Raw genomic sequence first — 26232 nt, 5'->3', positions numbered from 1 at the left:
AAAGTAAAGATAAAGGCTCTTCTAATAAAATCACAAAGAAATGAAATCATATAAAATAGCTGTTATTGGGCAAGGATATGTAGGGTTACCTTTATCTTTGGAGTTTGCAGGTCATTATCCGGTTTTGGGTTTTGATATTAATGCAGACAGAATTAACCAGCTTAATAATGGCTACGATATAACACAGGAAGCGGATCTCCATAAGCTTAATGATGGCTTAAATTCCTATAAAGAATCTGGCGGAAGTATAGGTTATCATGGTACAAGTGAACTGAAAGAACTTTTAGATTGTAATATTTTTATAGTCACTGTACCAACTCCCATAGACAAATATAATGCTCCTGACTTAAATCCGTTACTTACAGCATCAAAAATGCTTGGTGGGATTATAAAAAAAGGAGATATTGTTATATTTGAATCTACTGTTTTTCCCGGTTGTACAGAGGAGGAATGTGTTCCGATATTAGAACTGTATTCTCAGTTAAAATTCAATGAAGATTTTTTTGTAGGATACTCTCCAGAAAGAATTAATCCTGGGGATAAAATAAACACTTTGACAAGTGTAAAGAAAGTAACTTCAGGATCTACTATTCAAATTGCAGAAGAAGTAGATCATCTATATAAAACAATCATTACAGCAGGTACCCATAAAGCTCCCAGCATAAGAGTTGCTGAAGCATCTAAAGCGATTGAAAATGCCCAAAGAGATGTGAATATTTCTTTTGTGAATGAGTTAGCTCTTATCTTTGACAGGATGGGAATAGATACTCACGATGTTCTGGAAGCTGCTGGTACAAAGTATAATTTCTTACAATATAAACCTGGATTAGTAGGTGGTCACTGTATTTCTGTAGATCCATATTATTTAGCGCATAAAGCAGAGCAATTGGGATATCATCCGGATGTTATTTTATCCGGTAGAAGAGTAAACGACTCAATTGCAAAGTTTATAGCTTCAAAAGTGGTGAAATTATTAATAGCAAAAAGCAATGTTATTAAAGGTTCACATGCGCTAATTTTAGGAGTGACTTTTAAGGAAAATTGTCCTGATGTTAGAAATACCAAAGTCATTGATATTTATAATGAATTAATAGATTACGGAATTGGAGTTGATATTTTTGATCCATGGGTAAATAAATCCGAGGTGGAACATGAATATGGTATAAGTATTCTTGACCAGCTTCCGGAAGATAAAAAATATGACTCTATTATAGTTGCTGTATCCCATAAAGAATTTCTTACCTTAGATTTTGAAAAACTAAAGAAGAAAGATAGCGTTATCTTTGACACTAAAGCTTGTATCGATAGAAGTTTAGTAGATGCTAGACTATAACTAAAATAATAAAACTAATAAATATCTGTTGTTTTTTAACAGAATAATTTGTAAAATTTAAAATTAAATAATGGATAATCCAGTTATTGAAGAATCGGAAAAAGAAATTAATATTCAGGAAATAATTAAACCCTATTTAAGAAATTGGCTGTGGTTCGTTATTGTCCCTATATTTTCTTTGGTTATTACTTATTTCTATTTAAAGTTAGCTACGCCAATATATAGTATCAAGTCTTCGGTGCTTATTAAGGACGCTAAAAAAGTGCCTTCTGTAGCGGGTGATTTTGGTGTTCTTCAGGATCTGTCGGGTCTGGGGGGTATGGGAACCAATAGTATAGAGAATGAAATAGAAATTTTTAAGTCTAAAAAGTTAATGCAGGAAGTTGTAAAGCAGTTAAGATTACAAACTTCGGTTTACACAGAATATAGCTTAACAGAAAAAGAACTTTACAAAAGCACATCTCCTATTATTATTGAAGTAGTTAATGAAAAGGCCTTTACAAAAGGACCTAAAAAACCTGTTTTAATAAAAATTTCTGGTGATAATATAACATTATCTAGCGATGAATTACCTGAGGTTAAAACTCAATTTAATAAAATTATAAGTCTTCCTTATGCTAATATAATGATATTGAAAAATTCCCAGTTCAATAAATTCGAAGCTGGTGAAATAAGAGATATTTATATGACTTATTCAACGGTCGATGGTGCCGTAGATAATTTACAGAAAATATTAAATGTGGCATTAGTAAATAAAGATGCTACAGTAATTGGATTATCCCTTAACTATGCCAATGTTTTTAAAGCCAAAGATCTAATAAACAAATTAGTAGAGGCTTATAATAACGAAGCTATTTCAGATAAAAATTCAGAATCAAAAAAAACAAAAGATTTTATAGATGATAGAATCAATATCATTTCGAATGAATTGGGGCAGGTAGAAAATGAAAAGGAAAAGTTCAAATCAAATAATCAGATTACTGATCTGGTAACAGAAGCTAAAATTAATCTTGAAGTTTCTGCAGAAGCAAGAGCAAAACAGATTGACCTGGAATCTCAGCTTGAACTGACCAATACATTGATTGATTTTATGGGTAGACAAAATAATAGTCAGGTTCTGCCTACCAATATTGGTTTAAATAATACTACTGCTACAGCTAATATTTCTGCATACAATCAGCTGGTACTGGAAAGAAACCGTTTATTAGAAAATGCAACTCCTCAAAACCCACTAATTATCGATCTTAATAAACAGATTTCGTCTTTAAAAGGCTCTGTTATGGAAAGCCTTATTAAAAATAGAACTGGAATTCAATTAGCTAAAAACCAATATGAAGGAGAGCAAAATAAGATTAGTTCAAAAATTACAAAGATTCCTGCTCAGGAGAAGATATTTAGAAGTATTGAGAGACAACAACAGATAAAGGAAAACTTATATTTACTTCTATTGCAGAAAAGAGAAGAGACAGCTATTTCTTTGGCAGTCACCGCAGATAAAGCAAGGATTGTAGATTATGCATATGCTTCTCTAAAGCCGGTAGCTCCTAAAAAAATTGTTTATTTAGGAGGTGCATTGATTGTTGGCCTACTTATTCCCTTATTATTAATTTATCTTAAAGAGTTATTAAATAATAAAATTAAATCTAAGCATGATTTAGAAACTCTTTCTCATGGTAAGGCTGTAATTGGAGAAATTCCTAGCTTAAATAAAGGGCAGGATGAATTGGTAAAACTTAATGATCTTTCCCCATTGGCAGAAGCATTCAGGATTCTTATTACCAATATGAATTTTATGTTGCCCAAAAAGAAAGAAGCAAAAATTGTTTTTGTAACTTCTACAGTAAAAGGTGAAGGAAAAACATTTATTTCGGTAAATCTGTCTCTTACATTAGCTACTCCTAATAAAAAAGTATTAATTATTGGATCTGATATTAGAAATCCTCAGCTTCAAAGATATAATACAGCAAGAAAAGGATTACTAGGACTTACTGAATATCTATACGATGATAAAACAAAAGTAGAGGATATTGTACACGTATCAACATTTAACCCTTATCTGGATGTAATTTATTCTGGAAGTATTCCTCCGAATCCTACAGAACTTCTTACAAATGGGCGATATGAAAAACTAATCAAAGAACTTGAAGGTAATTATGATTATATTATATTAGATACAGCTCCTCTTATGCTTGTTACTGATTCCTTCCTTATTGCTGAACTTGCTGACGTGACATTATACGTTTCCAGATCTGCTTATACAGAAAAAGCCTTAATTGAATTTGCTAATAGTAATATTAATTCAAGTAAAATTAAAAATGTTGCATTTGTTTTAAATGATGTAAGTAAAGACTTCTTAGGGTATGGAAATAAATATGGATATGGATATAATGCAGAAGAAATGAAATGGTGGCAAAAAATATTTAATAAATAATGTCTATAAAAAATGTAATTTTAAGTGGAGGGGTTGGCTCCAGGCTTTGGCCGTTGTCCAGAAAACAAAATCCCAAACAGTATCTTGAAATGTTTCAGGGAAACTCTTTGTTTAATTTAACCATTAATAGAAATAAAAAATTTGTTGATAGTTTAATTGTTATATCAAATTCTGAAAATTTTAAAATTGGTGAGAAATGGCTTAAAAATTTAGACTTACCCGTTTTATCGATTACAGAATCATTACCTAGGAATACTGCAGCAGCTATTGCTTTGGCTTGTTTTGCGGCAGATGAAGATGATGTTTTATTAGTAACACCCTCTGATCATATAATTGATGATGACGATGTTTATGAAATAGCAATTAAGAATGCTATTTCATTTGCTGAGCAAGGATTTATAGCAACATTCGGGATAAATCCTATAAGACCGGAAACAGGTTATGGCTATATTGAATATGAAGGGGATGATGTATTGAGATTCCGGGAGAAGCCTAATAGAGAAACTGCTATTGAGTTTGTTAAAAGTGGTAGATTTATGTGGAATAGTGGTATGTTTTGTTTTAAAGCAAAAACAATGCTTGATGAATTGTTTTTGTACGATCATGAAATATTCGTATCTGCTAAAAATGCCTGGGAGAATAAAACCGAGAATGCAGCTATAAAACCAGATTTTATGAAGCTTATTCCATCCAAAAGTATTGACTATGCGGTGATGGAAAGAAGTAAAAAAATTAAAATGGTAAGATCAGATTTCTTTTGGTCAGATTTAGGAGCTTTCGATTCTCTTTACGATTATCTTATAAGAAATAATTATCCAGTTGATGAAAATGGAAATATGTACATAGGAGATGGAGAAAAATTTGTTCAATTTATAGGTCTTGAAAATTCCATCCTTGTGGATACTAAAGATGCTATATTGGTTTTAAATAAAGAAAACTCACAAGACGTAAAATATATATACGAAACTTTAGAAAAAGAAAAATCAGATTTAACATAGTTTAGAAAATAAAGGTTGTAATAGCTTAATAATAATTAAAGAATTTAGAATACAAATATGGGGAAAATAGCATTAATCACAGGAATTACAGGACAAGACGGATCATTTCTAGCTGAATTTTTAATTGAAAAAGGATATGAAGTGCATGGTATTATTCGTCGTTCATCATCTTTTAATACTGATAGAATAGAACATCTTTATTTCGATGAATGGGTAAGAGATATGCACCAAAAAAGGTCAATTAACTTACATTATGGAGATATGACTGATTCTAGCTCATTAATGAGGGTTATACAACTTACCCAACCTGATGAAATTTATAATTTAGCAGCACAAAGCCACGTTAAAGTTAGTTTTGATGTACCGGAATATACTGCAGAAACTGATGCTGTTGGAACGTTAAGACTGCTAGAAGCAATAAGGATTTTAGGAATGGAGAAAAAAACAAGAATATATCAGGCATCCACTTCTGAATTATTTGGTCTTGTTCAAGAAGTTCCACAAAAAGAAACTACACCGTTCTATCCTAGAAGTCCATATGGTGTTGCAAAACAGTATGGTTTTTGGATTACTAAAAACTATAGAGAGTCATATGATATGTTTGCTGTAAATGGAATTCTTTTTAATCATGAAAGTGAGAGAAGAGGTGAGAATTTCGTTACCAGAAAAGTTACGTTAGCAGTAGCTAGGATTGTTCAAGGACTTCAGGAGAAGCTTTATATGGGAAATCTTGACTCTTTAAGAGATTGGGGATATGCCAAAGATTATGTAGAATGTATGTGGCTTATGTTGCAGCATGATCAACCGGAAGATTTTGTAATTGCTACTGGAGAAATGCATACTGTACGTGAATTTATTACAAAAGCTTTTAAAGTTGCAAATATAGAAATTCGTTGGGAAGGAACGGGAGTTGATGAAAAGGGAATTGATAGTGCATCAGATAAAGTTTTAGTGGAAGTAGATCCAAAATATTTCAGACCATCAGAAGTAGATCAGCTTTTAGGTGACCCTACCAAGGCTAAAACCCTTTTGGGATGGAACCCTACACAAACATCATTTGATGAATTGGTAGAAATCATGGTGAAACATGATCTTGAATATGTAAAAAAACGTTAATTATATACAATGGAGAAGAATAGCAAAATATATGTAGCAGGGCATAAAGGATTGGTTGGGTCTGCAATATGGAAGCAGCTTTCAGAAAGTGGATATACAAATCTAATCGGAAGAACATCAAAAGAACTTAATCTGATGAATGCAGATGTTACGGAAAAGTTTTTTGAAGATGAAAAACCAGAGTATGTTTTTTTAGCGGCTGCATATGTGGGGGGGATTATGGCAAATAATACTTATAGGGCTGACTTTATATATAACAATCTCCAGATTCAACAAAATGTAATCTATCAATCATATAAGCATAATGTAAAAAAACTTCTTTTCTTGGGGAGTACTTGTATTTACCCTAAAGAAGCTCACCAACCTATTAATGAAACAGAATTGCTTACAGATATATTGGAATATACCAATGAGCCTTATGCAATTGCTAAAATAGCAGGGATTAAATTGTGTGAAAGTTTCAACATTCAGTACGGAACAAATTTCATTTCTGTAATGCCTACAAACTTGTATGGCCCTAACGATAATTTTGATCTTGAAAAAAGCCATGTGCTTCCTGCAATGATCAGAAAGATACATTTAGCCAATTCATTAATGAACAATGATTGGGAAGCAGTACGAAAAGACTTAGACAAAAGACCTGTAGAAGGAGTTTCAGGTAGTCATAGTAGTGAAGCTATAGAAAGTATTCTTGCAAAATATGGTATTTTAAAAGATAGAGTAGAGCTATGGGGTACAGGAAAACCTATGAGAGAGTTTTTATGGAGTGAGGACATGGCTGATGCATGTATTTTCTTAATGGAAAATATAAATTTTACAGATGTCACTGCGGATAAAAAAGAGATCAGAAATACCCATATCAATATTGGAACAGGAAAAGATTTAACAATAAAAGATCTTGCATTCCTGATTGCTGGAGAAATAAATTTTTCAGGAAATATTCTTTTTGACGATTCTAAGCCAGATGGAACAATGAGAAAATTAGTTGATGTATCAAAGCTAAATTCTTTGGGTTGGAAACACAATGTTGAGATTGAGAATGGAGTAAAGGAAATGTATAATTGGTATATTAATAATTTAGTTTAATGAATATTGGAAGAAGTGATATTATTTGGAATTATTTAGCAACCTTTTTTAAGATTGCTTCTTCTGCATTATTACTACCGGTTATTTTAAATAAAATGCCTTCAGAAACAGTAGGAATCTGGACGGTTTTTATGTCTATTACAGCTTTTTCATATCTTTTGGATTTTGGATTTAATCCTTCTTTCGCAAGAAATGTAACCTACGTTTTTAGTGGTGTGAAAAAGCTGCAATCATATGGATTTGAAAATGAATCAGAAAAAGGAGTAAGTTATTCTTTATTGAAGGGATTGATTAATGCTATGCGATGGTTTTATGCCAGATTGGCTCTTGTCTGCTTCTTTTTATTATCCACACTGGGAACTTATTATATCTTCACACTATTGAAAAAATATAATAACTCTCATACTGAAGTATATATTTCTTGGGGGATTCTATGTGTTATAACTTCTTACAATTTATATACACTTTATTATGATTCTCTTTTGGAAGGAAGAGGGAAAATTAAAAGATTGAAACAGATTAATGTTATTGGGCAGGTAGTTTATCTGTTTTTGGCGACTATTTTAATTTGGTTTAATTTAGGACTTATTGCTATTGTTGCAGCTCAGTTATCTTCAGTTTTAATTATTCGTTTTCTTTCTTATCGTGCCTTTTATGATTCAGAAATTACAGAAAAATTACGTGAGTGTAAGGGGAATGAGCAAAAAGATATTCTTAAATCCATTTCCCCAAACGCAATCAAAATGGGTTTAACTTCATTGGGCGGGTTTATGGTCACAAAATCATCACTTATTATTGGGTCTTTTTACCTGGCACTAACAGACATAGCCTCTTATGGGGTAACAATACAATTAGTAAGTGTGATTTCGGGATTAAGTAGTATCTATATATTAACTTATATTCCTAAAATTGTAGATTCAAGAGTTAAAAACAATATTGAGTTTATTAGAAATATCTATAAACGAGGAATGCTATTTATGGTACTTACTTATTTAATCTGTGGGTGTATAATAGTCATAGTAGGGCCTTATATTTTAGATCTTTTGCATAGTAAAACACAGCTTATTCTTTCCTCATTGATTGTGCTACTTTTAATCTCATCTTTAATTGAAACTAATGTTTCTATGGCAGGTGCAGTTTTGGTAACTAAAAATCATGTGCCTTTTTTTAAGGCTTCAATGATTTCAGGAGTAGCTATTGTATTAGGGCTTTTAGCATATTTTAATTTCTTAGGAAATAATGTACTGGGAATGATTGTAGTTCCATTAGTAGTTACTTTGATATATCAGGGGTGGAAATGGCCTTTTGAAGTGATAAAAGATTTACAAATATTACAAAAGAAATAGGAATGTCAGAATTAATTATAGTCTCTTATTTTTTTCTTAGTTTTATTGCTTTATTTGGCATTTTAGAATATAAAAAACTTCCATTCAGAAATTTTTTAATTTTTTTTGTAGGAATAGGCTTAGTTCTTATTGCAGGTTTAAGACCTCCTTTTTTTGATAGAGACTACGAAATGTACTACTATATGTTTTCGGATAAACATGAAACAGAATCAAAAGAACCATCCTTTAGATTTGCCTTATATCTTATTAAAAAGGTCTGGAATCTAGATTTTGATTACTTTATCTTTATCTATGCACTTTTAGGAGTAAGTACCAAAATCTATGCAATAAAAAAATACAGTGATCTCCCCTTGCTTTCTTTATTGGTGTATTTTTCATATTTGTTTTTATTGCAGGATATGACCCAAATTAGAGCAGGAGTTGCATCAGGATTAATATTATTATGTATTAAACCACTGTATGACAGAAATTGGAAGGTATTTCTAATTCTAGCCTTAACCGCATTTTTATTTCATTACTCCGCATTTTTTGTTTTCTTGTTCTGGTTTATAAACCCTACCAAGATTAATAAGAAAGTCTATGCACTTGTGATTCCTGTTTGCTATCTTATTTCTACTCTTTTATCAGGAGTTTTAGTAGCTATACAGGATGTTCTTCCCATATTTATGCAGAACAAGGTAAATGCATATGATTTCATAGAGGGAACAGAGTTGAATATTTTTAATGCATGGCAGATTATGAGAATTGCAATAGCTTATTTTGCATTCTATAAACTGGACAAACTTCAGGAGATTAACAAATACAGTATATTATTATTTAAATTTTATATTCTAAGTATCGGTTCTCTAGCTGCACTATCTTTTAATCCTGTTTATGCAGGAAGAATTGCAGACTTATTTGCCGTAGCAGATATTCTTTTCATACCAATAGTATTTTCAGTTATAAGACCTAATCTTTTAGGCAGAATTATTGTGATTGCAGTGAGTTTTGCCTATTTTTATTTAAACTTTTTTTATATAGGTATTTTTAAACCATAAATGATGGATGTTTCAATTATTATTGTTAATTACAATACAGAAAAGCTTTTAAAAGAATGTATAACTTCTATAATTGATAAGACGGAAAATCTTCTTTACGAAATTATTGTAGTAGATAACAATTCAGTTAAAAGTCCTAATAAGATGCTATCAGAAAACTTTCCTGAAGTAATCTTTGTTCAAAGCGATGAAAACTTAGGTTTTGGAAAAGCTAATAATTTAGGTGTTTCATATGCAAAAGGAAAATATGTCTTTTTGTTAAACAGTGATACAATCCTTATCAATAATGCCATTAAAATATTATTTGATTTTAAAGATAAGAATAAAGAAATAGGAGCGTGTGGTGGAAATTTGTTTACAGAAGATATGAAACCAAATTTTTCTTTTTCAATGTATTATCCTTCACTTTTTTCAATAATAGCTTATAGACTTCATTTGTCATTTCTTCTGAATAATAATGTGTTTAATGAATCGGGTAAACCTCAGGATGTAGCAATTGTAATTGGAGCAGATTTGTTAATGGAAAAAGAGTTGTTTGATGAATTAAGTGGTTTTGATCCTGCATTTTTTATGTATGTTGAAGATGGAGAATTACAACTGAGAATAAAAAAGAAAGGACTGAAAATGATGTCTGTACCTGAAGCTAAAATAATACATTTACAAGGTGCATCTTCAAGTACTTTTTTTAAAATGAAAACTGAGTTTGACAGCTATTTTTATTACTTTAAAAAGCATTTTAATATATCCAGTCAGACGAAGTATAAATATATAGAACTCTTTTCAAATTCTATAAAACTAATTTATTTTACTTTAACGAATAATAAATCTAAGAAAAAAGATTATCAAGATATTTTAAAATATATTTATGCAAAAAGATAGTTCAAAATTATACAAACTTCTACATAATCCTTTTTTATATTTTTTTGTTTTTTTTAGAGCCTTAAAAACGATTTTGTTATATCCCATACATCTTCTCTTATTCAAAAAAATAGGTTTTTTATCATACATATCGTTAAGAAGTTCAATAAGAAATCATAAACATATAAGCTTGGGTAAAAAAGTTCAAATTAATCCTTTTGTTACCCTATGGCCTTTAAAACTTGAAATAGGTGATCACACACAGATCAATCCTGGTACCTCAATTTATGGTATTGTTTCAATAGGTGAAAATGTAATGATTGCTCCCAATTGTATGATTGCAGGAGGGAATCATAACTTTTTGCAAACAGATATTCCTATGATTTTACAAGGATCAAGCGAAAAAGGTATCATTATTGAGGATGATGTATGGATAGGTGCGAACTCTGTAATTACGGATGGTGTTACCATTAAAAAAGGAAGTATTGTAGCTGCAGGTGCTGTAGTAACAAAAGATACAGAAATGTATTCAATTAATGCAGGTGTCCCTTCAATTATTATAAAATTTAGGAAAAAATGATTTATGTAAAAATATCAGGAGGATTAGGCAACCAGCTTTTTCAGTATGCATTTGGACAATATACTGCTGGAGTTCTGAATACTAATGTGAAGTATTTTTCTCAAACTAAAATAGAAAATAAGAGTTTTACAAAAAGAGAATTAGATATTCAAAAATTTGATTTACCTATTTATCTTGAGGATAGTTTTGAGGAGGGAGAATATTTTATGTTTAATGGCCCATTGAGAAAAATTGAGCGAAAATTGATTCAAAAATTTCCAGTCTTTAATAAGACACATAAAATACAAAGTGTAAATATCCATACTGTAGAAAAGGACTTAAGAGATCAATGTTATTATGATGGATATTGGCAGAATCAGGAATATCCTAATTATATTTCTCAGTTGTTAAAAGATAAGATAAAATTATCTACAGAGTCCGAGACTAGGCTAAGTAGCTTAATTTCTCAAATTAAAAATACTAATTCTGTAAGTATCCATATTAGGAGAGGAGATTACATGAATATTGCGGCAAATGCTAAAATATTTCATATATGTGATATGGATTATTATAGGAAAGCAATTCAACTGATTAAAGAAAAAATTGATAACCCTGTTTTTTTTATCTTTACTGAAGATAAAGAATGGGCTAAGGATAACTTTAAAGGAAGTGAGTTTAATTTTATTGAAGGAAATTCTGCTATTGAAGATATGCTGCTAATGAGTAAATGCAAAAATCAAATTATAGCCAACAGTACCTTCAGTTGGTGGGCTGCATGGTTGAATAAAAATGAAAATAAAACAGTAATAGCGCCACAGAATTGGTATGTGAATTTTTTAAAAGATAATGTAAAATATTTCATTCCTGGTGATTGGATTAAATTATAGTGAATAAAATGAATGATAATATATTAGTTTCGATTGCTATTCCAATGTTTAATGCAGAGAAATTTTTAAAATTTACATTAAACTCTATCCTGAATCAAAGTCATACAAATTTTGAATTAATTATCACTGATGACGGTAGTACAGATAAGTCTGTGGAAATTGTAAAATCATTTAATGATTCAAGAATAAAATTATATGTGGATGGCCTTAATAAAGGTATTTCCTATCGCCTTAATCAACAAATTGATTTGGTTAAAGGAAAATACTTCATTAGGATGGATGCTGATGATATTATGTTTAGCAACCGGCTGGAAAAACAGATTGATTTTTTAGAGAATAATCCGGATGTTGACGTTGTTGGTTCATCAGCAGTCATAATTGGTGATCTAAACGAAGTAATAGGGTTTAGACTCGCTCAAATACCTCCATCATACGAAGATGCTTTAAAAACAATAACTTTTATACATCCTACTGTTGCAGGTAAAACAGAATGGTTCAAAAAATATAAATATGATGAAGAACTTATTGGGGCAGAGGATTTTGATTTATGGTTACGAAGTAGAGAAAATTCCGTATTTAAAATAATAGAAGAACCATTACTTTTTTATAGAGATCCCTTAAAATTCAAACTTAAAACATATCTTTTTCGTTTAAAACAGCAGAGAAAAATATTTAGAAAAAATCCATATCTAACTAATCATCCCTTCAAGCAGAAGAAAATGATTTTGACTTCTTATCTGAAAAGTAATTTAGCTTTATTGATAAATACAGTAGGTTTAGATAATTATTATATTGCACGAAGAAATAAAACATTAGCAGGTAATATTTTTCTTCAGGATTATAATGACCCTCTTTTAAAATCATTAGCAAAAAAATAATAAGATGAAAATAAAAGCACAATTGATTTTTTGTTACATACTATTAACAAGCTTTTTCAGCTGCCAGGAACCTGACTTTAAGTATAAAGATATACCAAAGTCTATGTTGAGTGCCTATAATAATAGAAAAACTACCCTCAAAAAGGATAACACCATATATTATGACCTCACACTTGCATTACCTAAAAACTATTCTAGGAATGGAAATGTAGATTATACAGAAATTATTCAAAAAATTTTAAATGAAAAAAGGAATGTTAAATTTCCAAATTTTCCTGTATTAATTAATAGTAAAGGACTTTTTTTGAAGAGTAATTCAAAAATTTTTTTCCAATCTCAATCTGAAATTCGCGCAAAGGCAGATCATTCCCCAAAAACGGATATTGAGAATATCAAGGACTGGTATGATATTATCCGAATTTATAATGTAGAAAATGTCACTTTATATAATCCTAAGATTATAGGTGATAGAAAAACACATATAGATAATAAAGGTGAATGGGGAGCAGGAATCGGAATAAGAAATTCAAAAAAAGTTTTTGTTTATAATTCAGATATCAAGGACACTTGGGGAGAAGGGATATTTGTTGGTTCAGAAGATGGAGGATATTGTGAAGATATTCACATCAAGGATGCAAAAGTAGATTTTGCAAGAAGAAATGGAATTGCAATTACATCTGGGAAAAATGTCTTTTTAGATAATATATTGGTTTCTAATACGTTTGGTACGAATCCAATGTTTGGTATTGATATAGAACCTAGTTGGCATAAAGATATCATTGAGAATGTAAACCTAAAGAACGTAATAACATCAAATAATTTTAATGGTGGATTATATGTGGTTCTTTTTGGATTTTCTACAGATGATGCAAAATACAAAAGAAATATAACAATTAATATAGATAATTATTTTAGTGATGATTATCAATATCCTTTTGGACTATTAACAAGTAAGGATAAAAAGAAATATGAACCCACTGGAACAGTTAATGTGACAAATGGAAATTGGAAAAGTTTGAAAAACGGGTTTGTAGATCTTCAAAATGACAATAAACAGGTTAAACTTAATATCAAAAATATATCTACAACTGATAATAAAGATACTAAGGGGATATTTAATAAGAAAAACTTTTAATACATTACATATTGAAAAATTATAAAGTTCTTCACATTGTTACAGTATCATTTGTTATTAATCATTTTTTTGGTAAGCAATTTAAATATCTTAGTAAAAAAACAAATAATGATTATTATCTTGGGTGTACTCCTTCAGAAGAGTTCTTTCAACTGGCGGAGCCACTGGAATACACACCATTTGCTGTAGATGTTACTCGAAATATAAGTCCAATTACTGATTTAAAAGCTATTTATAAAATCTATAAATTCATTAAAAAGAATAATATAGAAATAGTAGTAGGTCATACTCCTAAAGGAGGGATGGTTTCAATGATAGCAGCAGCTTTGTCTGGTGTAAAAACCAGAATATATTTTAGACATGGTATCATTTATGAAACCAGTACTGGTCTTAAGAGATTTTTACTTCAGAATATTGATAGACTTTCTGGAACATTAGCAACCGAGGTTGTTTGTGTAAGTAACTCTGTAAAAGCCATTAGTGAAGCAGATCACCTGAATGCACGATCTAAAAATATAGTTTTAGGCCTAGGTACTTGTAACGGAATAGATACAGAAAATAAATTTAATCCGGAAAAACAAGATGAGTATCTGATAAAAGATATTAGGAACAACACTAAAATTACAGATAAAGATTTTGTAATAGGGTATGTCGGAAGGTTGGTAAAAGATAAGGGAATTAATGAACTTATTGAAGCATGGAAAACCCTTAGAGAAGAATACGATCACATAAAGCTTCTTTTAGTGGGGCCAATTGAAGAAAGAGATTCAATTAGCGAAGAATCAAAAAGGATGATTGAAAATGACCCTCGTATTATCAATACAGGATTTGTATTAAATGCAGCTCCATATTTCAAGTTAATGGATGTTTTTGTACTTCCTACCTATCGTGAAGGATTTCCCACTGTTTCTTTGGAGGCATCTTCTATGAATTTGCCCGTTTTGATAACTAAAGCTACAGGATGTACTGAATCAATTATAGAAAATAAAACAGGTGTTTTTATTAAGAATAATGCGGAAGATATTATAGAAAAAATAGAATTTTATATTGAAAATCCCGAGATGAAGCAACTTCATGGAGATAACGGCAGAAGTTTTGTGAGAGAAAACTTTGAAGAAACAAAAGTTTGGGATATAATACATACAAAATTAGGCTATTAAAATGAACATACTTATCACAGGGATCTCTGGATTTGTCGGGCAAAACTTATCGGAATATTTAGAAAAACAGAATTGTTTTTTTTCAGGTTTATCCTTAAGGAATGACTGGAAACTCCATGATGGTTTCAATGCTTTGATCCATCTTGCAGGAAAAGCCCACGACACAGCAAATACTTCGGCTGACGAGGAATACTTTAAAGTAAATACAGAGCTTACCAAGAAACTTTTTGATGAATTTGTGGATTCGGATATCAGAGATTTCATTTATTTTAGCAGTGTAAAAGCAACAGCAGATACCGTTGATGGAATTTTGGATGAAGGACATGCATCCGACCCTAAGACACCTTATGGAAAATCTAAGCTTTTGGCTGAAGAATATTTATTATCAAAAAAACTTCCCGAAGGAAAGAGATTTTTTATTATCCGTCCATGCATGATCCATGGTCCTGGAAATAAAGGAAATCTGAATCTCTTGTATAAAGTGGTAGAAAAGGGTGTTCCGTGGCCATTAGCTGCTTTTGACAATAAACGTTCATTTTTGAGTATTGACAATTTAAACTTTTTAATACACGAAATACTTAAAAATAAAGATATTCCCTCCGGAATTTATAATTTTGCTGATGATGAAAGTATTTCTACAAATGATTTGATAGAAATTATAGGAAAGGCTTCAGGTAGAAAAAGCAAGCTGTGGAGGCTACCTTCCGGAATGATTTCTTCAGTAGCAAAATTAGGTGATGCACTAAAATTACCGTTAAATTCCGAAAGATTGAAAAAGCTAACAGAGAGTTATCAGGTTTCAAATGAAAAAATTAAGAATGCTTTACATATAAAAACACTTCCTGTATCCGCAGAAGAAGGCCTTTTTAAAACAATAAAAAGCTTTAAAAACAAATGATGGAATATATAATTATAATAACTGTCTTATTTATTGTAATGCTGTTGTATTTTAAAATAGCTGATAAATATAATATTATTGACAAACCCAACCACAGAAGCGCCCATACACAGATTACCTTAAGAGGCGGAGGAATTATCTTTCCTGTTGCATTTATTATTTTTGGGTTGTTTAATCCCAGCTTGGTAATAGAGGAGTATTGGTCTTTTGGTCTGGGCCTGCTTGCGATATGTACAATAAGTTTTATTGATGATATTAGGACATTATCTAATAAAATAAGGCTGTCTGTCCATCTTATTTCAGTTATTTTACTGCTATATTTTACCGGAGCCTTTGCCTTAATGCCTTTTTGGGTCTGGCCTATATTATTTGTTGTGATCATAGGGACACTCAATGCCTATAACTTTATGGATGGTATTAATGGGATGACAGGGATCTACAGTCTGGTTACCCTGGGTTCTCTGGCGTATATCAACAGAGAGGTTATTCAGTTTACTGATCATGATTTTATTTATTATCCTATACTAGCATGCTTTGTCTTTTTGTTTTTTAATTTCAGAAAAAAAGCAAAATGTTTTGCCGGTGATGTGGGAAGTATGGGGATCGGCTTTTGGGTAATCGGGCTTATTACGTTGCTGATCATGAGAACAGGTGAGTATAAATACATCTTACTTTTGGCAATCTACGGAATGGAAGTAGTACTTACTATTATTGAAAGAATACTTTTAAAAGAAAATATTTTTGAAGCCCATAGAAGGCACTTATATCAGCTTTTCGCGAATGAGGAAAAAGTCTCTCATTTACTTATCAGCAGTGTTTATGCTATAGTACAATTATTCATAAATATATTTTTAATACATTCGCACTTTCCAATTTGGGCTATTGTATTAATTGTTTTTATTCCTGCAGGTGGCGTTTACCTGGGATTAAAATTGAGCTTAAAAAAGAAATACAGTTTATAAAAGATTAAAACCTAAATATGAAAATAAAAGAAACTCCCTTAAAAGATTGCTGCGTAATAGAACCTACTATTTTCGAAGATGGGAGAGGTTACTTTTTTGAAAAGTACAATGAGAAAAAATTTGAAGAACTTACCGGTATGAACGGTCATTTTGTACAGGACAATATTTCGAAGTCTTCTTATGGTGTGTTGAGAGGACTGCACCTTCAAAAAGGAGAACATGCACAGGCAAAGCTAGTATCTTGTCTTGAAGGAAGAGTTTTTGATGTCGCTGTTGACCTGCGTAGAGAATCCCCTACTTTTGGGCAATGGTATGGTATTGAGCTAACTCCTGAAAATAAATTGCAACTCTATGTGCCAAGAGGTTTTGGACATGGTTTCTCTGTATTAAGTGAAACAGCCATCTTTTCCTATAAATGCGATAACTTTTATAATAAAGAATCAGAAGGAAGTGTTATCTGGAATGATTCTGAATTGAATATAGATTGGCAGTTGCCGCTCGATGTAGTTCAGCTTTCAGATAAAGATAGAATCCTGCCTACGTTTGCTGAAGGAAACTTTTAAATAAGATATTGAAAACCACTTTTCTAAAGTGGTTTTTATTTTTTAATTTTTTACTCTTCAATATTTTGTATCTTTGCACACTCAAAATCAAAAAGATGCGCACAAAATCTGTAGGGAAGAAGAAAATCAATGTAGTTACTCTTGGATGCTCCAAGAATGTATATGATTCTGAAGTTTTAATGAGCCAATTGAAAGCAAATGGCAAAGAAGTGGTTCATGAAGACCGTGGTGATATTGTAGTCATCAATACCTGTGGATTCATAGATAATGCCAAAGAAGAATCTATCAATACGATCCTTGATTATGTAGAGGCTAAAAACAGAGGGGAAGTGGAGAAAGTATTCGTTACAGGTTGCCTTTCTGAAAGGTATAAGCCGGATTTGATAAGAGAAATTCCAGATGTAGACCAATACTTTGGAACAAGAGACCTTCCTATTCTCTTAAAACATCTTGGAGCAGATTACAAACACGAATTGGTTGGAGAAAGACTCACCACCACTCCCAAACATTATGCTTACCTTAAAATCTCAGAAGGCTGTGACAGACCTTGTTCGTTCTGTGCTATTCCTTTGATGAGAGGGGGACATATTTCAACACCTATCGAAAAGTTGGTGACTGAAGCTCAGAAACTGGCTAAAAAAGGGACAAAAGAATTGATTCTTATCGCTCAGGATCTTACCTATTATGGATTAGATCTGTATAAAAGACGTGCGCTTGGAGATCTTTTAAAAGAATTGGTAAAAGTAGAGGGAATAGAATGGATTCGTCTTCACTATGCTTTCCCAAGTGGATTTCCTGAAGATGTTCTGGATATCATCCGTGAAGAACCGAAAGTATGTAATTATATTGATATTCCTCTTCAGCACATCAATTCAGATCTTTTGAAATCTATGAAGAGAGGAACAACTCACGAAAAAACAGATGCACTTTTAGCAAAATTCAGAGAAAAAGTTCCGGATATGGCAATTAGAACGACTTTAATTGTAGGATATCCCGGTGAAACACAAGAGAGGTTTCAGGAACTTAAAGATTGGGTAAGAGAACAAAAATTCGATAGATTAGGATGTTTTACCTATTCACATGAGGAAAATACAACGGCCCATGTATTGGAAGATGATATTCCACAGGAAGTAAAAGAGGCGAGAGTAGAGGAAATCATGGAACTGCAGTCACAAATTTCATGGGAAAAAAATCAGGAAAAAATAGGTAAAATCTTTAAATGTGTCTTTGACCGTAAAGAAGGGAATTACTTTATTGGAAGAACAGAATATGACTCTCCAGATGTAGATAATACTGTTTTAGTTTCGGCCGAAGAAACCTATATTTCTATAGGAGAATTCGCAGAAGTGAAGATCACCTCAGCTGAAGAATTTGATCTGTACGGAGAGCTGGTATAATCATTTTATTTAGTCTTGATTATCAGGAGTATTGAATTTGACTTTTAGATCTGAAATGAAAATATATTAATGAAAATTAACATAAATATTTAATTTTTACAATTATTTATATTTCTGGTTTTCAATTATTTACGTTTTCACCATATTAAGATTTTTTAAATTTATTTTATAAAGTATATAAATTAAAAAATTATGTCTTAAATTTGCGCCATAAGCAATATTTTTAAATCATATGCTTTCAATAAGTTATTTGTTTGAAATAGAGCTTAAAATGACTATAATGTACTATATTTGTCTATATTAGCTAAAGGAAGAATCACAAGTTGGGATGCATCTTCCTGATGAAAATACTGATGAAAATAATGTAATTAAAATCTTTAAAAACTTATGAAAAAATTTTTATTCACAGCAACTATGCTTGTTTGCCTTTCGGCACTTTCCAAGGCTCAGCAAGGGCGAGTGGGGATTAACACAACCACACCTGCCGCAACTTTAGATGTAGTAGCTAATACTACGGACAATGCAAGACCTGATGCTTTATTGGTCCCTCGTTTAACAAGAGCTCAATTATCAGCTAAGAATAATGCCTATGACACCGCTCAAAACGGTGCACTTGCATTTGTAACGACTCTAGACGGTACTGCCGCTGGTAAAACAGCCAACGTATCTGCTACAGGTTTCTATTATTATGACGCTCCTAACTCTGTATGGAAGAGTGTAGGTGGTGGATCATCTACTCCAAATTTTCAGATTCAAAAAGGTAGACTCCATTCAGTGAATGGTCCTATTGTTTGGGCTGCTGATGATTATTCAGTGGTTGCAACTGCAATGGGAGGAACTAGTCAGCTATTATTACCAAATGCAACTACTCTTCCTTTAAACTCTGTAAGATGTGTATCTGCTAACGGTCCTGGAAACATTGGATGGGATGCAGCAGCTGTAACAGGAACTACAAGACCTATTAATAACTTACCAAGTACAATTACTTCTGCAGGATCTTTCTGTTTTATCGTAGTTGATCAAGCTGGTGTAAACGTTTGGGGTATCCTTTCAGGAAGATAATAGAATTTAGTTGTAATTTTAATTTAAAACAAAATGAAAAAAATAATATTTGCGCTATTTGTAGCTACAGGTACATTTGCAAGTGCTCAGGTTTTATCCAACGGTGTTGTTGCTAACCAGTTCCCAAATGAAAATATCTTTTTAGATGCTTCTACAAATAATAATGGTACGGTTAATGACGGAAAAGGATTATTATTCCCATCAACAGATTTAACACAGTTTACTTTTAAAACAGCTAGTTTAGATGGAATCAACTTCCCATCAGCTTATGATGGTATGGTAGTTTACAATACTGCTACTGGTAATACGGTTACTGGTAATGGAGTAGTAACTGCTGTAACTCCTGGTTTTTACTATTTCTCTAACCCGGGGCAGTCTACGGATGTTACTCCAGGGAGATGGTTACCACTAGGATCTAATGCTAATGCTGGGAAACTAAATATCCTGACAACAGAAACAATTACCAATACTTCAGTAAATAATAAGCAAGTATATGCAGTTAAAGGTTCATTTGCAGCTACTGGTACTTCTACAGCTGTAAATATCCCTGCTCCTGCAGGAATGACTGCTATGTATGGAATTACGATCTACAAAGCTGGAACCAATACAGTATATGACAGAAGTTTATACTCTTATACTGTAGCTACTTCTGCTGGAAATGCAATTACTGGATCTCCTAGTATGTCTGTAGTTTATCCTGCTGATACATATGAATATGTATTAGAATATTTGAAGAATTAATAAGTATTCAATTACACATAATAAAAACCAATGAGTCTTCTCATTGGTTTTTTTAATTATAGCAGTAGTGTAATTGAATTACGTTAGCAGGCTATAAGCATCTTAAAAGATTATCTTTGGGATGAGATATAAAAAATGTGGACTAAGTGAAATTTAGCTAGTTACAGGATGTTATATTGTCGAGTAATCAGAATTCGGGATAAGAATAGATAAAACAATAGGGTGTTCTTCACAATTTTTGATATTAATCTGTTTTTGGATATAAGGAGTTGGAAATATATTCATATTTAAAAATGAATAATGGGGTTTAAATTTTTTTGTTAGGTCTTCTTTTGCTTGTTAAAATAACTTTTAAAGATGAAGCTTTATAACTGGAAACAACCTTTATTACAAATTTTTCTTTTCCCTTTAATCTTAAAACTTTTGTTTCTTTAGAACAGATTTTAATTTTAAAATGAGAATTGTTTATTTTCCAACATATTGATTTACAATAGTTTGTGTTAACTGTTTTTTACAATTATGCATGAATTAGTTAATTATATTAACTTTTAAGCTCTTTTTTTAACACTTTTTAACAGTGTATCCTAAAACGCCTATCCATAGGGGCTTACAAGGACGTTTAACATATGTTTTTGTTTTTATTAACAGTTTTTAACATTCTGACTGTGGACTTTAAAAGATTCCTGATACATTTGCTCCGTCAAAACCAATAAAAGTTCAACATGATGAAAAGATTCATTCTCGTAATCATAATGATGATTTCAACTTTAGGTGTTTATTCTTTTACGAATAATGCCTTAGATGCGAAAAAAACAAGTTATGCATCGTACTACCACGATAAATTTAACGGTAGAAAAACCGCTAGCGGTGAAATTTTTGATAACTCAAAGTTCACAGCAGCAAACAGAACGCTTCCATTCGGAACAAACGTTAAGGTAACGAACCTTAAAAATGGTAAAGAGGTAATAGTGAGAATTAATGACAGAGGGCCTTACCATTCATCAAGATCTTTAGATATGTCTAAAGCAGCGTTCGATGAGATCGGAAATATCAGTCATGGTACCATTCCGGTTGAATATGAAATTGTCGATTAAATTTATGATTTAAATTAAAAAAAAGCCAGCTTTTAAAGCTGGCTTTTTGTATGATCATAGTAGAACCTATCAGACATCTAATTCCAATAAAGCTGGACAGTGGTCAGAATGTACTGCTTCTTTTAAGATGACGGCTCTGTTAAGCTTGTCTTTTAAGCTATATGAAGTAAAGTTGTAATCTAATCTCCATCCTTTATTATTTGCCCGGGAATTTTGTCGGTAGCTCCACCAGGTATAATTGTCAGGATCACTATTGAAAAACCTGAAGCTGTCAATCAATTCACATTCGTTGATGAAATTGGTCATCCACTCTCTTTCCATAGGAAGAAACCCTGAAACATTTTTTAAACGGATAGGATCATGTATATCGATGGCTTCATGACAAATATTGAAATCACCGGATATAATAAGATTGGGAATTTCTTTTTTAAGATTTTTGATGTATTCTAAAAAGTCATGGCAGAACTGCATCTTAAAATCTAATCTTTCAATATTGGAAGCCGAAGGAACATATACGGAAATAGCTGAAAATCCGTCAAAATCAGCACGGATGATTCTGCCTTCATTATCATAGCTTTCAATACCGCAACCGTACTCTACATGATTAGGCTTTATTTTTGAGGCTATTCCAACCCCACTATAGCCCTTTCTTACTGCCGAGTGCCAATAACTGTGATATCCTGATTTTTCAAGACTTTCGATGTCTATCTGGTCGTTTCCGGCTTTGCTTTCCTGGATACAGATAATATCAGGATCAGCAACCTTCAACCAACCTAAAAAATCTTTTGTGAATGCGGCCCTGATTCCATTGACGTTGTATGTAATTAATTTCATTAGTCTTTTATAAAGAATTTAAAGTTTTCATTGTATTTTGAAGGAATAAACTCGATGATTTCATAATCTGCTATCTGATGAACATGAAAAGGATCTTCACTCACGATCTTTTGCGTTTCCTGTTTAGAGACGGTATTGGCAATAATGATGCCTCCGGTTCTCGGTTCCTTTCTTCCTGAAGTAATGAATAGTCCGGAATCATAATACTTTTGAAGAAAAAGATTATGCTCGGGTATATAACGCTCTACATTTTCAAGAGACGTTTTGTAGGTAAGTGAAATAATAAACATACTGTATTTTTTACGAAGATATAAACTCTTTCAGACTATAAAAAAAGAAGCGGAAAAAATCAATTGATTTTTTCCGCTTTTAATTTCAAAATGAAATATTACTTTGGCTCTAAAATGCTAATTGGAATAATACATTCTTCAAGTGAGATTCCTCCATGCTGGTAGGTCTCTTTATAGTAATTTACAAAATGGTTGTAATTTTTAGGATAAGCAAGGAATATATTGTTTTTGGCAAAAATATACTTTGAACTCAGGTTTCCTTTTGGTAAGAAAAGCTTTTCGGGGTTAGTAATTGCCCATACATCACTGCTGTCATACGTTAAGCTCTTTCCTGTTTTATAACGGATATTAGTTGAGGTCTCTCTGTCGCCAACAACCTTGCTTGGCTTTTTCACATATACTGTTCCGTGGTCGGTGGTAATAACCAATTTATATCCGCTTTCTGCTGCTGCCTTAATGATCTTAAGGAGTGAAGAGTTTTCAAACCAGTTGAAAGTCAGAGAACGGAAAGTTTTATCGTCACGGATAAGCTGGTCTACAATATGATTGTCTGTTTTGGCATGCGAAAGGATATCAATAAAGTTATAAACAATAACTAGGAGGTCATTGTTTTTATGTTGGTTGAAATCATCATAGATTTTTCTTTCAAAGTCTGCATTCAATACTTTAAGGTATTTCATAGACTTAGAACCAAGTCCGATTCTTTTCATCTGGTCTTCGAGGAAATCACGCTCAAACTCATTCTTATTACCTTCCTCATTGTCATTGAACCATTTGTCCGGGAAACGTTTTTCAATTTCTGACGGCATCAGACCCGCAAAAAAAGAATTTCTTGCATACTGTGTGGCGGTTGGTAGAATACTGTAATAATAATCTTCAGAAATTTTATTATAGTATTTTGTAAATAGTGGTTCTACAACTTTCCACTGATCGTAACGAAGATTATCAACCATCAGAAGAAGTACTTTTTCTTTTTCTACTTCCGGTTTTACCTTTTCCTTGAAAAGAGTATGGCTCATCAGAGGTTTATCCGAGTCAACAAGCCAGTCTTCATAATTTTTTTCAATAAATTTTGCAAACTGAATATTAGCCTCTTCTTTTTGCGACTGCAAAAGATCAGCAAATTCATTATCCGCTACTTTATCAAATTTAATCTCCCAGCTAAGGATCTTTTTATAGTACTCTGCCCATTCCTGATACGTTCTCAAATAAGAAAGTTCCATAGAAAGGTTTCTGAACTCTTGTTGGTACTGCAGAATTGTTTTCTGTTCCACCAGATTATCCTCCTGAAGATTCTTCTTCAATGAAAGCAAAATCTGGTTAGGATTTACAGGCTTTAAAATGTAATCGGCAATTTGAGACCCGATAGCCTCTTCCATGATGTGTTCTTCTTCACTTTTAGTCACCATAACAATTTTCAGGGAATTATCTTTTTCCTTGATCATAGGAATGGCTTCCAATCCGGAAATACCGGGCATATTTTCATCAATTAATGTTAATGCAAATTTCTCTGAATCCATAAGCTCCAATGCCTCGTTCACATTATTAACGGGGGTTACCTGGTAGCCCTTTTTTTCTAAAAATACGATATGAGGTTTAAGTAAATCTATTTCATCATCTATCCATAATATCTTTTCTGACATAATTTATTTTTTACATGATTATTCTATCAAAATGTTGACCAAATCCGTTTAAAATCTCACAAAATGAGCAGATTAAAAGTTAAATATTAGTTAAATGAAAACAATGGCCAAACGTCTCTGTTTTCATTTCATTTATTCTTTGGTTTCTATATAACGTAAAGCCCTTTGCAATACCTCATCAATTCCATTTTTTATACCCTCTACACTAGGTTTTACTATAATATCGGGAATGATACCGATTCTTTGGGTTTCCCTGCCATCGGGATAATATGCTCCAAGCCCTGTAAAGCAGGTGTCGAGGTCCGCAATCTTAAATCTGATAATATCTCCGTTAGCTCCTGAAGTATTGCTCCCGATTACTTTAGCATTAGGATGCTGCTTAAACATCATGGTCGTTGTTTCTGCCTGGCTTTGGGTATTTTCGTCTACCAAGACAACGACATTCCCCTTGTAATATTTTTTGTTTTTTCTTCCGATACTGTTTTTTTTACTGTAAAACTTGCCGGGATAATTGGTTTCAGGAAAGTTAAATTGATAATAAACAGCCGATTTTGGAAGTAAAATACGGCTTAAAGGGATAATGGTCTGCTTAGGATAATTTCTAAGATCAAAAATAATAGAGGTGGCAGATTCTAAGTTTCTGTACATCTCATCCAAATCTTCTCTTTCAATAACCCCCATATTAACGTAGCCGATACTTTTTTTATTATCTATGAATGTCCACTTTTGGGGAACGGCTGTCGTTTCATAAGTGAGATCTTTTACAAAATATGTTTTTGCTGTGATAGGTAAATTTTGCCCATCTCTTTCAACTTTTACAGAGATTGAATCTCTGTTAGTAAAAAGGAGGAGGTTTTTTACTTTTCTTATTTTTCCCCAGGAATTGGACGCGGGAATAAATTTTCCAAGATCATTAACCATCTGGGGAATGGTTTTACCATTAATATCATAAATAACATCTCCTATACGTAAAGGTATTTCTTCATTGAATCGGGTGGTATTTACTTTGGTAATTACCAGTTTTCCTTCTGCATATGAATATTCTACGGGTATTTTTCTATTCCCGAACTGATGAAGGCTGATCAGCGTTGAAAACAGAAATGCATGGGAGTCATCTGTTTTGGTTACCAGTTCAGCTAAGGCCAGGTGATAATTTTCATCATTATTTATATGAAGAAATGTTGGAATCATTTCTGACAAAACATCACCCCAGTTTTGATCTGTTTCATATTTATAAGGGAAAAAATACTCCACGTAATTCCAGTATCTGAAAAGTTCCAATAATGCGATTTCTTTGGAAGTAAATTTTGAACCATAAGAATTTTCATTTCTGAAATATATTTTCCTTCCCCCTTTTCCTAAATAATGGTTGTCTCCTGTATTCCGGTTATTTTCTATATAATGAAGGGTCTGGGCTGTTTGTTCAGTAAATATATTGGGATTGTCAATCCATTTCAGGTCAAAATTATTCAGAAAATAAACCTTGTCATCCTCTTTTAGACATGATTTACATTCATCTACTTTTCCAAGACTTTCGATCCATTCAGAATATAAGAGGTTGAGCTCTGTTTTGTCATGAATCTTTTCAAGGTCATTGATCTTATGAAAAAGTTGCTGATCCCAATCCAATTTCCCTTTTGCCACATTGGGATGATAATATTTTAAAAACCCCCAAACTCTGCAGAGTGATTCCAGTTTTTGGTTTTCTGATAAAACCTGTGCGGAAAAGTGTAAACTTAAAAATACAAAAAGGAAAAGTGAGAGCTTTCTCATTAAAGGCTATTGTGTTTTCATTCAAAGATAAATCTTTAATATTACAGTTACAAAAGATTTTTTAAAAATAAAATGACCTTTTAAAATCTGATGAATTTAAAATTTTCCGTCATGAAGTCTAGGACTGTTCGTGAAATAGGGAGGTACTTAT

At 31.9% G+C, this 26232-nt stretch carries 24 protein-coding genes; 20 read left to right on the top strand and 4 right to left on the bottom strand.

What is annotated here, in order from left to right; genetic code table 11:
- The first annotated feature begins 40 nt into the window (after positions 1–40).
- From B8967_RS06210 to B8967_RS06115, 20 genes are all read left to right on the top strand, one after another.
- Positions 41–1333, top strand: coding sequence for a nucleotide sugar dehydrogenase (locus B8967_RS06210; RefSeq protein ID WP_084085224.1), 1293 nt, complete (start codon positions 41–43; stop codon positions 1331–1333).
- 70 nt (positions 1334–1403) lie between these two features.
- Complete coding sequence (locus tag B8967_RS06205) at positions 1404–3764, top strand: GumC family protein (RefSeq protein WP_084085222.1); 2361 nt, start codon at positions 1404–1406, stop codon at positions 3762–3764.
- A complete protein-coding gene (locus B8967_RS06200) occupies positions 3764–4762 on the top strand; it encodes a mannose-1-phosphate guanylyltransferase (protein ID WP_084085220.1) in 999 nt (332 codons plus the stop codon). Before B8967_RS06205 ends, B8967_RS06200 begins: the two co-directional genes overlap by 1 nt.
- Positions 4763–4819: 57 nt before the next feature.
- Positions 4820–5878: a GDP-mannose 4,6-dehydratase gene (gene gmd, locus B8967_RS06195; RefSeq protein ID WP_084085218.1), complete on the top strand. Its 1059-nt coding sequence runs from the start codon at positions 4820–4822 to the stop codon at positions 5876–5878.
- Between the two features lie 9 nt (positions 5879–5887).
- A complete protein-coding gene (locus B8967_RS06190) occupies positions 5888–6964 on the top strand; it encodes a GDP-L-fucose synthase family protein (protein WP_084085216.1) in 1077 nt (358 codons plus the stop codon).
- Positions 6964–8310 (top strand): O-unit flippase-like protein, encoded by a 1347-nt coding sequence (gene wzx, locus B8967_RS06185; protein WP_084085214.1) that lies wholly within the window; start codon positions 6964–6966, stop codon positions 8308–8310. The genes B8967_RS06190 and wzx overlap by 1 nt, the downstream gene beginning before the upstream one ends.
- 2 nt (positions 8311–8312) lie before the next feature.
- Positions 8313–9347 (top strand): EpsG family protein, encoded by a 1035-nt coding sequence (locus B8967_RS06180; protein ID WP_084085212.1) that lies wholly within the window; start codon positions 8313–8315, stop codon positions 9345–9347.
- A 3-nt stretch (positions 9348–9350) separates the two neighbouring features.
- Positions 9351–10226 (top strand): glycosyltransferase family 2 protein, encoded by an 876-nt coding sequence (locus B8967_RS06175; protein ID WP_167449350.1) that lies wholly within the window; start codon positions 9351–9353, stop codon positions 10224–10226.
- A complete protein-coding gene (locus tag B8967_RS06170) occupies positions 10213–10785 on the top strand; it encodes an acyltransferase (RefSeq protein WP_084085208.1) in 573 nt (190 codons plus the stop codon). The genes B8967_RS06175 and B8967_RS06170 overlap by 14 nt, the downstream gene beginning before the upstream one ends.
- Entirely contained in the window at positions 10782–11651 is an 870-nt protein-coding gene (locus B8967_RS06165) for an alpha-1,2-fucosyltransferase (RefSeq protein WP_084085206.1), read from the top strand. Before B8967_RS06170 ends, B8967_RS06165 begins: the two co-directional genes overlap by 4 nt.
- Positions 11652–11659: 8 nt before the next feature.
- Positions 11660–12529, top strand: a complete 870-nt coding sequence (locus B8967_RS06160; protein WP_084085204.1) for a glycosyltransferase family 2 protein — start codon at positions 11660–11662, stop codon at positions 12527–12529.
- Between the two features lie 4 nt (positions 12530–12533).
- Positions 12534–13664: a right-handed parallel beta-helix repeat-containing protein gene (locus tag B8967_RS06155; RefSeq protein ID WP_084085202.1), complete on the top strand. Its 1131-nt coding sequence runs from the start codon at positions 12534–12536 to the stop codon at positions 13662–13664.
- 11 nt (positions 13665–13675) lie between these two features.
- Positions 13676–14824, top strand: coding sequence for a glycosyltransferase family 4 protein (locus tag B8967_RS06150; RefSeq protein WP_084085200.1), 1149 nt, complete (start codon positions 13676–13678; stop codon positions 14822–14824).
- A gap of 1 nt (position 14825) precedes the next feature.
- Complete coding sequence (locus tag B8967_RS06145) at positions 14826–15722, top strand: NAD-dependent epimerase/dehydratase family protein (RefSeq protein ID WP_084085198.1); 897 nt, start codon at positions 14826–14828, stop codon at positions 15720–15722.
- On the top strand, positions 15719–16684 hold the full coding sequence (locus tag B8967_RS06140) for an MraY family glycosyltransferase (RefSeq protein WP_084085196.1): 966 nt from the start codon (positions 15719–15721) through the stop codon (positions 16682–16684). Before B8967_RS06145 ends, B8967_RS06140 begins: the two co-directional genes overlap by 4 nt.
- A 17-nt stretch (positions 16685–16701) precedes the next feature.
- Entirely contained in the window at positions 16702–17247 is a 546-nt protein-coding gene (gene rfbC, locus B8967_RS06135; RefSeq protein WP_084085194.1) for a dTDP-4-dehydrorhamnose 3,5-epimerase, read from the top strand.
- A gap of 95 nt (positions 17248–17342) precedes the next feature.
- Positions 17343–18644: a 30S ribosomal protein S12 methylthiotransferase RimO gene (gene rimO, locus B8967_RS06130; protein ID WP_084085192.1), complete on the top strand. Its 1302-nt coding sequence runs from the start codon at positions 17343–17345 to the stop codon at positions 18642–18644.
- Positions 18645–19031: 387 nt separating this feature from the next.
- The gene (locus B8967_RS06125) at positions 19032–19706 is read left to right on the top strand and encodes a hypothetical protein (protein ID WP_084085190.1); all 675 of its coding nucleotides are present in this window, start codon (positions 19032–19034) and stop codon (positions 19704–19706) included.
- Positions 19707–19739: 33 nt separating this feature from the next.
- Positions 19740–20447, top strand: a complete 708-nt coding sequence (locus B8967_RS06120) for a hypothetical protein (protein WP_084085188.1) — start codon at positions 19740–19742, stop codon at positions 20445–20447.
- A 722-nt stretch (positions 20448–21169) separates the two neighbouring features.
- Positions 21170–21541: a septal ring lytic transglycosylase RlpA family protein gene (locus B8967_RS06115; RefSeq protein WP_047488394.1), complete on the top strand. Its 372-nt coding sequence runs from the start codon at positions 21170–21172 to the stop codon at positions 21539–21541.
- Positions 21542–21610: 69 nt separating this feature from the next.
- On the opposite strand, the gene B8967_RS06110 is transcribed toward B8967_RS06115, so the two are convergent.
- The 4 genes from B8967_RS06110 to B8967_RS06095 all read right to left on the bottom strand — a co-directional run bounded on the left by B8967_RS06110 (position 21611) and on the right by B8967_RS06095 (position 26081).
- A complete protein-coding gene (locus B8967_RS06110) occupies positions 21611–22375 on the bottom strand; it encodes an exodeoxyribonuclease III (RefSeq protein ID WP_047488397.1) in 765 nt (254 codons plus the stop codon).
- Positions 22375–22665, bottom strand: a complete 291-nt coding sequence (locus B8967_RS06105; protein ID WP_047488399.1) for a YciI family protein — start codon at positions 22663–22665, stop codon at positions 22375–22377. The genes B8967_RS06110 and B8967_RS06105 overlap by 1 nt, the downstream gene beginning before the upstream one ends.
- A 98-nt stretch (positions 22666–22763) precedes the next feature.
- Positions 22764–24308 carry a T9SS response regulator signal transducer PorX gene (locus tag B8967_RS06100; protein WP_047488402.1) on the bottom strand — a complete coding sequence of 515 codons (1545 nt, stop codon included), beginning with the start codon at positions 24306–24308 and terminating at the stop codon, positions 22764–22766.
- Between the two features lie 132 nt (positions 24309–24440).
- Positions 24441–26081, bottom strand: coding sequence for a S41 family peptidase (locus B8967_RS06095; RefSeq protein WP_084085185.1), 1641 nt, complete (start codon positions 26079–26081; stop codon positions 24441–24443).
- Positions 26082–26232: the final 151 nt, after the last annotated feature.

The organism is Chryseobacterium sp. YR221, assembly GCF_900176315.1.
In the GTDB taxonomy this organism is placed as follows: Bacteria; Bacteroidota; Bacteroidia; order Flavobacteriales; family Weeksellaceae; genus Chryseobacterium; species Chryseobacterium rhizosphaerae.
Note: the sequence above shows the minus strand (reverse complement) of the source record. Positions and strands in the feature narration are given on the sequence as shown.